11 protein-coding genes and 1 pseudogene are annotated in these 12,764 nt (G+C 68.1%); 5 read left to right on the top strand and 7 right to left on the bottom strand.

What is annotated here, in order from left to right; all coding sequences use genetic code 11:
* Window positions 1-4: 4 nt before the first annotated feature.
* Window positions 5-1,369: an aldehyde dehydrogenase family protein gene (locus ID132_RS10355; protein WP_125106382.1), complete on the bottom strand. Its 1,365-nt coding sequence runs from the start codon at window positions 1,367-1,369 to the stop codon at window positions 5-7.
* Between the two features lie 170 nt (window positions 1,370-1,539).
* Complete coding sequence (locus ID132_RS10350; RefSeq protein WP_235988480.1) at window positions 1,540-2,535, bottom strand: EamA family transporter; 996 nt, start codon at window positions 2,533-2,535, stop codon at window positions 1,540-1,542.
* Window positions 2,536-2,603: 68 nt separating this feature from the next.
* Between ID132_RS10350 and ID132_RS10345 the strand changes: the two genes are divergently transcribed.
* Window positions 2,604-3,500, top strand: a complete 897-nt coding sequence (locus tag ID132_RS10345) for a LysR family transcriptional regulator (RefSeq protein ID WP_193128546.1) — start codon at window positions 2,604-2,606, stop codon at window positions 3,498-3,500.
* A gap of 25 nt (window positions 3,501-3,525) precedes the next feature.
* Here ID132_RS10345 and ID132_RS10340 read toward each other — a convergent pair whose 3' ends face one another.
* Window positions 3,526-4,350: an endo alpha-1,4 polygalactosaminidase gene (locus ID132_RS10340; RefSeq protein ID WP_125106384.1), complete on the bottom strand. Its 825-nt coding sequence runs from the start codon at window positions 4,348-4,350 to the stop codon at window positions 3,526-3,528.
* A 481-nt stretch (window positions 4,351-4,831) separates the two neighbouring features.
* Between ID132_RS10340 and ID132_RS10335 the strand changes: the two genes are divergently transcribed.
* The 3 genes from ID132_RS10335 (at window position 4,832) to ID132_RS10325 (ending at window position 7,715) form a co-directional block, all read left to right on the top strand.
* Entirely contained in the window at window positions 4,832-5,239 is a 408-nt protein-coding gene (locus ID132_RS10335) for a hypothetical protein (protein ID WP_193128545.1), read from the top strand.
* Window positions 5,240-5,341: 102 nt separating this feature from the next.
* The gene (locus ID132_RS10330; RefSeq protein ID WP_193128544.1) at window positions 5,342-6,262 is read left to right on the top strand and encodes an EamA family transporter; all 921 of its coding nucleotides are present in this window, start codon (window positions 5,342-5,344) and stop codon (window positions 6,260-6,262) included.
* Window positions 6,263-6,575: 313 nt separating this feature from the next.
* The gene (locus tag ID132_RS10325; protein ID WP_328744203.1) at window positions 6,576-7,715 is read left to right on the top strand and encodes an acyl-CoA dehydrogenase family protein; all 1,140 of its coding nucleotides are present in this window, start codon (window positions 6,576-6,578) and stop codon (window positions 7,713-7,715) included.
* A 37-nt stretch (window positions 7,716-7,752) separates the two neighbouring features.
* Here the strand turns inward: ID132_RS10325 and ID132_RS10320 are convergent, their stop codons facing one another.
* Both ID132_RS10320 and ID132_RS10315 read right to left on the bottom strand, forming a co-directional pair.
* A complete protein-coding gene (locus ID132_RS10320) occupies window positions 7,753-8,562 on the bottom strand; it encodes a thioesterase family protein (RefSeq protein WP_235988478.1) in 810 nt (269 codons plus the stop codon).
* Between the two features lie 10 nt (window positions 8,563-8,572).
* Window positions 8,573-9,387 (bottom strand): annotated as a pseudogene (locus tag ID132_RS10315) (shikimate 5-dehydrogenase).
* A gap of 74 nt (window positions 9,388-9,461) precedes the next feature.
* Here ID132_RS10315 and ID132_RS10310 point away from each other — a divergent pair.
* Entirely contained in the window at window positions 9,462-9,752 is a 291-nt protein-coding gene (locus ID132_RS10310; protein ID WP_193128543.1) for a cupin domain-containing protein, read from the top strand.
* Between the two features lie 21 nt (window positions 9,753-9,773).
* Here ID132_RS10310 and ID132_RS10305 read toward each other — a convergent pair whose 3' ends face one another.
* Both ID132_RS10305 and ID132_RS10300 read right to left on the bottom strand, forming a co-directional pair.
* Window positions 9,774-10,850 (bottom strand): Gfo/Idh/MocA family protein, encoded by a 1,077-nt coding sequence (locus ID132_RS10305; protein ID WP_125106390.1) that lies wholly within the window; start codon window positions 10,848-10,850, stop codon window positions 9,774-9,776.
* 154 nt (window positions 10,851-11,004) lie between these two features.
* Window positions 11,005-12,330: a threonine/serine exporter family protein gene (locus ID132_RS10300; RefSeq protein WP_125106391.1), complete on the bottom strand. Its 1,326-nt coding sequence runs from the start codon at window positions 12,328-12,330 to the stop codon at window positions 11,005-11,007.
* Window positions 12,331-12,764: the final 434 nt, after the last annotated feature.

Genomic DNA, 12,764 nt, shown 5'->3' with positions numbered 1-12,764 from the left:
TGCGCTACTTCTTCGCGGCGAAGCGGAAGAGCTTCTTGTTCGCGAACTCAAGCATGCCGACCTTGCCGAGCTCACGACCGTAGCCCGACTTCTTCACGCCACCGAAGGGCACGTCGGCGCCCTCGAGGCCGGTGGCGTTGATAAACACCATGCCGACGTCGAGCTGGTTGCCGACCGCTTCGGCGTGCGCCTCGTCGTCGCAGAACACCGTCGAGCCGAGCCCGTACGGCGACGAGTTCGCGAGGCTGATCGCCTCGTCGTCGGTCGAGAACTTGTAGAGCTGCGCGACGGGTCCGAACAGCTCCTGGCTGTAGACGTCCATCTCGGGCGTGATGCCCGTGATCACCGAGGGCGTGTAGACGTTGCCCTCGGGCGTGTTGTCACCGACGAGCTGCTCGGCGCCCTGGTCGAGCGCGCCCTGCACCTGCTTGGTCAGGGTGCTCGTTGCACCGGACGACGAGAGCGGACCAAAGTCACCGTTCTCGTACGATTGGCCCGCGATGGCCTCCTTGAACTTCTGCGAGAACTCCTCGAAGACCGACTCGTGCACAACGATGCGCTTCGAGCCGTTACAGGCCTGACCCGTGTTCTCCATGCGACCACCCACAGCGTGACGCACGGCGCGGTCAATGTCAGCGGTGCCCTCGAGCACGACGAAGACGTCGGAACCACCGAGCTCGAGCACGCACTTCTTGAGGTGCTTGCCCGCCTGCTCAGCAACGATCGCGCCGGCGCGCTCCGAGCCCGTGAGCGAAACGCCCTGGATGCGGTCGTCGGCGATGATGTCCGAGAGCTGCTCGTGGGTCGCGAAGACGTTAACGTAGGCACCCTCGGGGAACCCGGCGTCAAGGAAGAGCTGCTGCAGCGCGAGCGCCGATTCGGGGCACTGCGCCGCGTGCTTGAGGATCACGGTGTTGCCGAGGATGAGGTTCGGCACCGCGAAGCGGGCGACCTGGTAGTACGGGTAGTTCCAGGGCATGATGCCGAGGATCACGCCGGTGCCCTGGAAGCGGAAGAACGTGCGCAGGCCGTCCTCCACCTCGAGCTCCTCGTCGGCGAGCCACTTCTCGGCGTTCTCGCCGAACGCCTTCGAGATGGCGCCCGAGAACTCGGCCTCGCCGATCGACTGGTCGAGCGGCTTGCCCATTTCGCGGTTGATAATCGCGCCAAGCTCCTCGCGACGCTCCTCGAACAGCTCACCAAGACGCACCGCGAGCTTCGCTCGCTCGGCGACCGTGGTCTTGCGCGACCACTCCTGGTAGGTCTGCTGCGCCGATGCGAGCGCCTGCTCGATCTCGGTCGAAGTCGCGTCGGGGTACTCGGCAAGAGTCTCTCCCGTGGCAGGGTTAATAACAGCGAAGGTGGTCATTCTGGACTGCTCCATTCTGGATTCGGCGTTGAAGCGGTAAATGGCGTTCAATTATTGCAGCACGGGGCTGAACGCGACCACAGCATGCGCAAATCGGACGCCTTCGCGCGGACTGACGCGCCGCTCGGAGCGCTGCTGGCCTCCACTCCCGCCACGAAACTGGCCGGGCGCTAGCCGTTGTTCCCGGCCACGTTGTGAACGGCTGGAGTCGCCGAAGACTTGCCTTCTCCTCGAGGGCGTCTCGCGTCGACCCACTTGGGTCCGCTCACACGTGGCGTCGCCGTGACCGCCACGGCGTTCGCGGCCACGATGACGAGCATCGCGATCCACGACGTGAGGTCGAGGCGTTCGCCGAGCATGAGCATCCCGACGAGCGCCGCGAGGATCGGCTGCACGCTCATGAAGACACCGAAGAAGTGGGCGGGCACGAGGCGCAGCGCGATGACGTCGACGAAATACGGCACACCCGACGAGAGCACGCCGGCGAGCAGGGCGTAGACGACGACCGGCAGCGTCAGTTCGCTGTTCACGAGCACGAAGATGCCGGTCGGCAGGTAGGCAAGCCCCGAGATGCCGGCGGCGGTCGCCGAGCCTTCGACGCCCGGCAGTCGCTGCCCGACGGCGCGATTCGCGAAGATGTACACCGCCCAGCACACGGCAGCGACGAGGGCGACGGCGACGCCGAGATAATCGTCGGTCGCTCCCGGCCGCACGAGCACGACGACCCCAACGCCCGCGGCGATGCCGCAGAGCACGGTGCGCAAGCGCTTCGAGCCGAACAGGGCAATCGCGAGTGGGCCGAGGAATTCGAGGGTGATGGTGAGGCCGAGGCCGATGCGGTCGATCGCGACGTAGACGCAGAGGTTCATGAGCATGAACGTGAACGCGAGCACGAGGATCGGCCGCCACTGCGAGGCCCGGAACCGCCAGAACTTCGGCCGCGCCGCCGCACCGAGCACGATGGCCGCGACCCACTGGCGCACCGCGACCACGCCGACCGGGCCGATCGCGGGGAACGCGAGCGCACCGAACGACGCACCGAACTGGGTCGAGGTCGCCGCCGTGAGCATGAGGCCAACACCGACGGCTCGATCACGCCCGGTGCCCTCGATCGGGGCGGGAACCGGCGCGGTCGGCAGGTGCTGGGCGAACAGGTTGCGGGCCATGGATCAAAGCTACGATCGCGCCATCGTTACGCAAAATGCAATTGACGGCCTATTGATACGCTGAGCGTATGGATGTGTTTGGCCCCGACCGCCTCGAACTGCGGCACCTGCTGCACTTCGTGGCCGTCGTCGACGCCGGCAGCTTCACGAGCGCCGCGCATCAGCTCGACGTGTCGCAGGCCGCGGTGTCACGCAATGTCAGCGCGCTCGAGCGAGCCCTCGGGGTGCGGCTGCTCGTGCGCAACAGCCGATCGGTGCGCCTCACGACCCCAGGCTCGCGCATCCTCACGCGGGCCCGGGCCACGCTCGCGTCGGTCGATGCGCTGCTGCGCGAGGCGGAATCCGGCGCCGACACCGTGCTCCTGGGTCACGCGTGGTCGTCGTTCGGCGCGCGCACCCAGACCTTCCAGCGGCGCTGGCAGCGCGAGCATCCCGGCAAGACGCTGCGTTTCGTACACCACAACCTCGCGAACGGCGGACTCGGCGAGGGGCTTTGTGACATCGCGGTCGTGCGCGACCCGGTTGGCTTCGGGCCATGGCCGCACGCCCTCATCGGGTACGAGCGGCGCTTCGCCGTGCTGTCGTCTGATGATCCCTGGGCCCGGCGGCGCAGTGTGAAGTGGGATGAATTGCGCGAGCGCACCCTGCTCGTCGACCGAGTCTCGGGCACGACGCGCACCGGGCTCTGGGATGGTGAGCCGAAACCCCGCGTGCTGCCCACCGGCGGCATTGACGACTGGCTCGCGATGATCGCGGCCGGTGAGGGTACCGGGGTGAGCTCCGAGGCGACGGCCGCGCAGTATCGGCGCGAGGGCATCGCGTATCGGCCGATTCGTGACGCGCCGCCGATCGGCGTGCACCTCATCTGGGGCGCGCAGGATGCGCATCCGCTCACGCCGGCGCTCGTCGCCCTCGCGATCGACCTCTACCGCGACAGCCTCGCGCTGCAGCCCGGCGCGCACTAATGGGGCTGCTCCCCCAGCGTCGACGTCACGGCTGCGGGCAGGCCTCAAAGACGTAATCGGGGTCGCCCGCCGCCACGAGCTTCGGGTCGCGCAAGATCATCGTCGTGGGGCGCTCGGGCGCCTCGCATGCTGCCGCGAATCCGGCCTCGCCGAGTTCGTCGGTGTATTCGATGTCGAGCACCACGGGGTACGCCTCGGCGTAATCGGCGCACTCGTCGAACTGCACGCACGACTCGGTGATCGCAAAATCAAAGCCGGCATCGCGCAGCTTGCTCGCGAGTTCGACGGCGTTCTTCTGGGCGACCGCGAGGCCCGCGTCGTGGGTGAGCTGCGCGTACCTGGTCGCGAGGGCGACGTTGTCGGCCTCGGCGAGCGCGCCGTCGGACCGCAGATAGGAGTCGAGATTGTCGAACTCGACGGCGTCGTAGCCGCCGCGCTGACAGTCGAGGATCTCGTCGCCCACGAGCTCCTCGATCGCCGCGCGGTTCGCCTCGGTCGACGTGTCGTAGATGAATTCGTCGGGCCAGCCGGGGTCGACGAGCGGCTCACCACTCGCGGTCACGAGCAACTCGGGGTGCGCTTGGGCGAACGACGCGGAGGCCTCGGGTTGGGTCTGAAAGCCGTTCACGTAGCAAATGTCATAGCCGAGATCGGCGGGGGCGGCCGTGCGGTCGCGCTCGACGACGGTCACGCCCTCGGGCGGGTCGTACGCGCCGCCGAGCTGATAATCGAATCCCGCGTCTGCCGGAGGCTGGCGCACCTGCGCGACCGAGTCGGCCGCGCATCCGCTCAACGCCAGCGTCACCGCCAGCGTGAGCAGGCCGGGAGCGGTGAGTGTCGGTCGAACCATGCCTACCTTCCGATGTCGCGACGCCGGAAGCCGACGACGCCGACCAGGGTGAGCGCGAGCGTCACGAGACTGATCCAGAGTAGTTGCCATCAGTCAGCGCTCGTGTCGGACACGGTCGGCACATGCCAGAACTCACTCATCGCAGCGCTCAATCGCAGAGCTTGAACGTAGGCCCGAGCAGCGTCAGCACGAACGAGAGGAGCACGCCCGCTGAGGCGGCACGGGTGACGGTGAGGATCGTGCCGAGGGCACGCCGAAATCGCACCCTCGTCGGAAGAGGAAGCTACATGCCATGAAGATCGTGTAGACAAGAGCCAATTCCGGTACCGCGAGAGGATGCACCATGCTGACAGAATTCTTGCGGGATCAGGCCTTTGCGGTTGCTTGGCTGTCAGTCATGGCTGCGGGCTGGTTCGGCTGGTCCCAGGAAGACCCGAGGCCGAAGCTCCGAGGCTGGTTGGGAGCAGGCTCGGTGGTCTCGATGCTCGTCGCGATCGCATTTGGGATTTTGGTGTGGCGCAATTGGTCGACGTCGACCGCGCTCGAGGGCCGCTACTGGGTGTTCGGCCTGGTGGTGCTCGCCGAGGTCGTGCTCATCGGCGGCGGCTGCATCGTGCTCGCGCGGCAGAAACAGACGCGATGGTATGGCTGGTGGATCGGCCTATGCGTTGCCCTGCACTTTGTCGCCCTCGTCTTCGTGTTCGAGGACTGGTCATATCTCGTACTGACGGCCGTGCAGGTCACTGGCCTGATGCTGTTGCTGCCAACGCTCCGACGTGGCACCTATCAGACGAGCCGATGGGCCTGCCCATGGATCGCCGTGACGTTTCTGCTCTTCGCGGTAGTCTCCGGCGTCAGCTTCTTGCTGAAACATGGCTATCCGTTCTGAGGGCAAAGGGCGCTGCAGCGGGAACGCAGCGTTGTTCGTCGAGTCGAGTTCGGCCGCGGCGCCTTGGACAACTTGGCCCTAGTCTCGCCCTAGGCTGAGGGAATGACCAACCCCGCGGCGCCCTCGCGCGAGCCACGAACTCCTGCCGGGCCCGACCGCACCTCGGTGCTGCGGGCGCTCGGACTCGTGCTCGTCGGTTCGCTCGGAATTCAGACCTCGGCCGCGATCTCGTCGGGACTCTTCGGCGACTACGGCACGTACGGCACCTCGGCGATGCGTATGCTCATCGCCGCCGTGCTCATGCTCGTCATCGTGCGGCCTCGCCTGCGCGGTCGCGGCCAGCGCGAGTGGCACGGCATCTGCGTCTATGGCGTCGCGATGGCCGCGATGAACCTCTGCCTCTACAACGCGATCGACCGCATCCCGCTCGGCGTCGCCGTGACCCTCGACTTCCTCGGGCCGTGCGCGATCGCGCTGCTCGGCTCGCGGCGGCTGCGCGAGGGTCTCTGCGCGCTCGTCGCCGTCGCCGGGGTCGCCCTCATCTCGGCAGGCCCGCTCGGCTACTTCGACCTCGCCGGGTACCTGTTCGCGCTGGCCGCCGCGTTCTTCTTCGCGGTCTACACCGTTGGCGCCGACCGCATCGGCAAGGCGAGCAGCGGGCTCGACGGTGTCGCGCTCTCGGTGACGATCGCGGCGGTCGTGACCCTGCCGATCGCCGTGCCGCAGTTGCCCCGCATCGACGGGCCGGACTGGTGGTTATTCACGTTCTCGGCGGTGATCGGCGTCGCGATTCCGTTTTCGGTTGACACCATCGCCGGCCGTATCACCTCGGCGCGCATCATCGGCGTGCTCTTCGCGGTCGACCCGGCGCTGAGCAGCCTCGTTGGCTTCGTGCTGCTCGGCCAGGCGATGTCGCCGCAGGCGATCGCGGGCATCGGCCTCGTCGCCGTCGCGGGCGCGCTCATCGTCTGGTTCGCGAAGCAACCGAACCCGGTCGGCGCGCATCCGTTGCCGCCGGAATAGCTCGGGTCGACGGCTCAGGCGGGCTCGACCAAGTTTGACCGTGCGCTCGAGGCATACCGGGCGCTCGGCGCGACGTTGTTGACGGAGTATGTCGCGTCGGCGTCACATGTGACGCCTCGTGAATCATCGTGACGCGGCTCGCTTCCGTCCGCCGCCCGCCGCGCCTAACTTGGCTGCACGATCACACGACCGACCAAGTGAGGGGCCATGACCACGACCAAGCAATTGCACGACCACTTCGCGCCCGTGTTCGCGAGCATCGCGGCCGGCGCCGTCGNAGCGCGAACGCGAGCGCGCCCTGCCGGTCGCCGAGGTGCGCGCGCTCGCCGAAGCGGGCTTCGGGCGGGTTCGGCTGCCCGAAGCGGCCGGTGGCTTTGGTGCCACCGTGCCCCAGCTTGCCGCGCTGCTCGTCGAGCTCGCCGCCGCCGACTCGAACGTCGCGCAGATCTGGCGGGGCCACATCGCCTTCGTCGAGGACGTACTCGTGTCGCGCCACAGTGACTTCCGAGCGCGTTGGCTCGCGCGGCTCGCCGAGGGTGCCTTGGTCGGCAACGCGTGGAGCGAAATCGGCTCGGTCGAGCGCGGCCAGCTCGGCACGAAGATCGACTTCGTCGGCGACGCGGCGAGCGTGACCGGCGAAAAGTTCTACACGACCGGCTCGATCTACGCCGACTACTCCGACACCACGGTGCAGGCCGACGACGGCACGCAGTACATCGCGGTCGTGCCGCTTGACCAGGACTCGGTGACCATTAGCGACGACTGGGACGGCTTCGGCCAACAGCTCACCGGAACGGGCACGATCGTGTACAGCGGTGCCGCGGTCGAGCGCGCCGACGTGATTCCATTCGACGACCGCTTCGCCTACCAGACCGCGCTCTACCAGCTCGTGCTGCTCGCGACACATGCGGGCATCGCTCGCACGGTGCTGCGCGACGCCTCGTCGGCGGTCGCCGCCCGCGAGCGCACCTACAGCCACGGCAACGCCGATCGGGTGCGCGACGACCCGCAGATTCTGCAGGCGGTCGGCGAGATCGGGGCGACCTCGTTCGCGGCCGATGCGCTCGTGCAGCGCGTCGCCGAGTCGATCGAGCACGCTTATCAGACGGCAGCCGCCGTGCGGGGCGGCCTCGGCGGCGACGACTCGGTGGCGGCGGCACAGGCCGCCGTGGTCGCTTCGGAGCTCGATTCGGCGCGCGCCCAGGTGACGCTGTCGCGCCTCGTGCCCGAGGCCGCGACCCGCCTGTTCGACGCGCTCGGCGCATCCGGGGTGCGTGCCTCGGCCGCGCACGATCGGCACTGGCGCAATGCCCGCACCGTCGCCTCGCACAACCCCTGGCTTTACAAAGCACGCACCGTCGGCGACTTCGAAGTCTCCGGCACCGAGCCCGCGTATCAGTGGGCGATCGGCACCGTGACGCGGCAGGCAACGGCGACCGCACCGGTGTCGTAGCGCTCGCGNGCTGCGCGGCCCGACCTCGTTGCTGGTGCTAGTCGCGCCGCGGGCGCACCGTGAGCGTCTGCGCCAGGGTGCCGATCGGCCCCTCGGCGTCGTGCAGGATGCTCTGCGTGAGCCCCGCGCCGCGCGGGCCGATCGAGACGTGCGTGTCGAAGCCGAGCCACTCCCCGACCGGCACGCGGTAGAGGTGCGCGGTGAGGTCGAGGTTCGGGAACGCGACTTCGTCGGGCGACACGAGCGTCGCTGAGCCGTTCGCGAGGTCGGCGACCGAGAGCAACCGGGCTGTGTTGCTCACCGGCTCGCCCGTCAGGAGCGGCCGCTGGGGCCGGATCCAATACTGGGCGACGCCCGGGCCGCTCGACTGACGGCGCACGTCGAGCGTCTCAACGAAGGCGCCGTCCCAGGTGTCCCCCATGTCCCAGCTCGGCAGTTCGTCGACCGACGGGATGCGAGGCACGGTCGTGCCCGCGATGTCCTCGGTGTCGAATTCCTTCGTGAGCCAGGCCCGCGCACTCACCGCGGGCCGGCCACCATGGGTGAGGATCGCCTCGACGAGTTCGATGGTGCGGCCGGGACGCACGACACGCAGCTCGACATCGAACGGTTCGATCGGGATCACGCCGAGGATGTCGCACGAGAGCCGGCTCATGCGCAGCGTGCTGTCGCCATGGCGCTCATCGCGATCGGTGAGGATGAGGTGGCTGATGAGCCCGACGACGGGCGCGATGTGCTGCTCCTGGTTGTTCCAGCTGCCGCCCGTCTCGAGGCTCGGGCGGTACTGCGTCGCGGACTCGCGGACGAAGTAGGGCGAGTCGTGGGAATTGCGATCGGGAGTCATCATGCCGTGGGACCTACGCTTCGCGAGCGAAGGCGGCGGCCCTGCCGATCTGATCCTGCGTCAGCTCGACGCCGGTGTAGCGCTTGAACTGGCCTGCGGCCTGCAGCGCGAACACCTCGGAACCCGAGATCGTCGGCACGTTCGCAGACTGCGCGGCGCGGATCAGCGGTGTCTCGGCGGGCAGCGCGACGACGTCGAAGACCTGCTGAGCCGCGCCAATGTGTGCCTCCGAGAACGACAGGGTCTGGGCATCCGCCCCCTGCATGCCGAGCGGCGTGACGTTGACGAGCAGGTCGTGGCCGGGCGCAGGGTCGTCGGTGACCGCGCGGTAGTCGTAGCGGTCGGCGATGGCCTGGCCCGCCTCGGCATTGCGCGCGACGATCGTGAGGTCGTCAAAACCGGCGCCGCGGAACGCCGCGATGACGGCCTTCGCCATACCCCCCGAGCCGCGCACGAGCACCGACATCGAGGTGTCGAGCTGGTGGTTCTTGAGTAACTGCACGACGGCTTCGTAGTCGGTGTTGGCCGCGGCGAGCCGACCGTCGGTGTTGACGATCGTGTTCACTGAGTCGATGGCCGCAGCCGACTNTCGAGCTCGTCGACGAGCGGGATCACGGCCTCCTTGAAGGGCATCGACACCGAGCAGCCGCGGATACCGAGGGCGCGCACGCCGGCGATCGCGTCGATGATGTTCGTCGTCGTGAATGCCTTGTAGATGAAGTTCAGGCCAATTTCGTCGTAGAGGAAATTGTGGAACCGCGTGCCGTAGTTCGACGGCCGAGCAGCGAGCGAGATGCAAAGGGACATGTCTTTGTTGAGTATCGGCACACCGTCATTATGTACCTCGTAGGCTGGGCCCGAGCGGCGGGATTCGCTGCGGGAGAGCCGAAGGAGCACCGCCCATGAGCACTGGATCGACCGGCGAATTGCAGCTCGAGAACGACCACTTTCGCGTGACGAAGTGGACGATCGCGCCGGGCGGCGTGATTCCCATGCACCGTCACGACTTCGAGTACGTGGTCGTGCCGATGGTGACCGACCGCATGCACGTCGTCACCTCCGAGGGCAACGAGATCACCGCCGAGCTCGTCGCCGGCACCAGCTATACCCGTGCGGCTGGGTCGGAACACCGGGTCGAGAACCGGGGCAGCGCATCCGACATCGTGTTCGTCGAAATCGAGCGACTCGCGTAGGCGGTCGTTCGGCGCGGGGCGCTACGCGTCAACCCAGGACTGGCTCGCGGCCGAGGCAAGGACGCGCTCGGTGAGTTCGACGGCCCGGAGCCCATCGCGCACCGTCGGCAGCCCGTCGGGAAGCACGCCGCTCGACATCGCCGCGTAGCTGTCCCCGACGAAAGCTGCGAACGCGTCGAGGTAGCCGAGCGGATGCCCGGCCGGCACGTTGCTGAGGCGGGCGACGTCGCCACCGATGAGCTTCGGGTCGCGCTGGAGCAGCACCGAGCCGCCACGGTGGCCGATCCAGAGCGTCTCGGGGTTCTCTTGCTCGAAGCGGACCGTCTCGTGGGCGCCGCCGATCTCGACGCTGAGTGAATTCTTGCGGCCTGCTGCCACCTGCGAGATCGAGAGGGTGCCGAGTGCGCCCGATTCGAACTCAACGAGCAACACCGCGAGGTCTTCGGTGGTGACCTCGCGGCCGGAGCGCTCGGCGTGCACCGTCTGGGTGCGCGCGGTGAGCCGCACGATGCGCTCGCCCGCGAGGAACTCGGTAAGGTCGGCCAGGTGTGAGCCGATGTCGGCGAACGCGCGGGACGCGCCGCCCGCCTTGGCGTCGACGCGCCAGTTGTCGTCGCCCGGCTCGAGCAGCCAGTCCTGGTGATAGACGCCGGTAACGCCAGTGAGGTGGCCGAACGAGTGGGCGGCGATGCGGCGCTGCGCCTCGCGCGTCATCGCGTGGAAGCGGTAGGCGAAGGGCACGGTGAGCAGCCGGTCGCTCGCCTCGACGTCGGCAGCGAGCTGCGTCGCCTCGTCACGGCTGACGCCGATCGGCTTCTCGCAAACGACGTGCTTACCCGCCGCAATGGCGGCCCGAGCGAGCGGCACGTGGCTCGCGTTCGGGGTGCAAACGTGAATGACGTCGATGCGTGGGTCGCCGATAAGTTCCTCGGCGTTCGCCGCGCGGTCGACGCCGATCGTCGCCGCCGCATCGCGGGCGCGTTCGAGACTTGATGAGGCGATGCCGGCGATCTCGCCGTCGGCGATGCGGATCGAGCGCGCATGCACCTCCCCCATGAACCCGCCACCGATGATGCCGGCGCGAAGTCGAGTCGTCATGAGGTTCTCCTTTGAACCGGTCCCCGTGGGGCGAGGGTGTGCTGGTGCGCGGGGCGCGCGGCTCGCGCGTAGCACCCGGCGGGCCCGACCTCNCGTCGCCCCATACTGCCACCGCTTCTGCAACACTGGCCGGAAGCGCCCGGCCGATCGGCCGTTAGCGAATGCGACCGCGCCGCCGCGTGACGCTCTGCAGGGTGTCGCGAATCGGCGCGCCGAGGAACAGGCCGAGCGACGCCCCCGACGCGAGGGCGAGGCCGATCGCGCCGGCGCTGACGAGTTCGGCGAAGCCGACGATGAGGCCCTGCGGGTCGTTCTCGGCCGCGACGATCGCGAGGATGCCGCGGAAGACCATCGAACCGGGCACCATCGGCACAATCGCGGCCGTGGTCACGGCGATCGACGGCACGTGCCAGCGGTGCGCGATGAGCGTGCCGAGGAAGCTCGCGAGCAGTGCACCGAAGCCGCTCGCGGGGGCCATGCCTATGCCGCCGAGCAGCGCGATGCTGTAGCCGCCCCAGGCGGTCGCGCCGAGCGCCGCCGAGATCGCGATCGTGCGAAGGCCGGCGCCGTTCCAGACCGCGACGGTGACGGCGATGAGGATCGCTCCGATGACCTGCATCCACACCGAGCCGAGCGCGGGCGGTTCGCTCGCGAGCGGGATGCCGATGCCCAGCGACTGGGTCAGCGCTACCCCGCCGACAATGCCGATGACGACGCCGAGGGTAAGCAGCGCGAGGTCGAGGATGCGCCCGCCGGCCGTGAGCGAAAAGCCGTCAATCGCATCCTGTGCGGCCGCGACCACCGACATACCCGCGAGCATCAACACGATGCCGGCCGCGACGATGACGGTCGGCCGCACCTCGTCAAACAGCGGCACGCCGAGGTCGCGGAGCCAGTTCGAGACCGCGGCGATCGCGACGACCACGAGGGCGCCGGCGGCCTGCGAGAAGAAGAACGGCACGTGCCATTTCCCGAGCAGCCGCTGCGTCATCGCGGCCGAGCAGGCGGCGAGCGCGATGATGAGCAGCACAAACCAGTTGGCGCCGTAGAGCACGCCCACGCCGAGGGCGAGGGTGCCCTGCGCAAGCACGATGACGGCGGGGCGGTACGGGAACGGCCGACGGCGGATCTTGTGAAAGCGCACGCGTGCGTGATCGAGCGTCACGCTGCCCGACTCGATGTCGGCGACGAGCGCTTGTAGCTGCTGGAGCTTCGTGTGGTCAGGCACGGGCGCGCGCACCACACGGATGAGCGTGAACGGCAGCTCGGTCTCGTTGCGGTGGTAGGAGACGCCGATTGAGTTGTAGGTGATGTCGACGTGCACGGGCTTGATGCCGAGCGCTGCCGCGACGCGGATCACGGCGAGCACGACCTCGTTCGCGGAGGCGCCGACGGCGATGAGCGCTTCGGCGATGCGCATCGCGAGGTCGATGACCTTGCGGGCGTACACCTCATCGATCGACAGCAACGCCTCGGTCATCGGCCTCGACGCGGGGTCGGTGCGGATGACGTTTTCGATGCGAGTTCGCCACTGCCTCCGAGAATTCACGGCCCCATCGTCCCACGCCCCTTTCCCCCATCGTCCAGCCNACAAAAAACGACCACTCAACTTTCTGCGACGCCGAACGGTTGTGCGGGTCCCGGGACAGTCGTGATGGAGCATAGAAGTTGGAATGCTGGACATGAGGGCTCGGTTATACCCCTCAGGGGTATAACCGATTCGCGGCCCGGGTGGTCGCGCGAAAGGAACATGAGGCAGACACGATGGCGAATCACACGCACGACGAACACCACGAGCTGGCAGGGCACGAGGGTCAGACGAACGCCGAAGAGCACGCCGGGCACGATCTGCATTCAGGGCACGACGCTCATGCAGGGNACGAGGCTCATGCGGGTCACGAGGCACATGCGGGT

The sequence above is a fragment of the Gulosibacter sediminis genome (assembly GCF_014904065.1).
GTDB classification, from domain to species: Bacteria; Actinomycetota; Actinomycetes; order Actinomycetales; family Microbacteriaceae; genus Gulosibacter; species Gulosibacter sediminis.
This window is presented reverse-complemented; position numbering and strand designations above follow the sequence as displayed.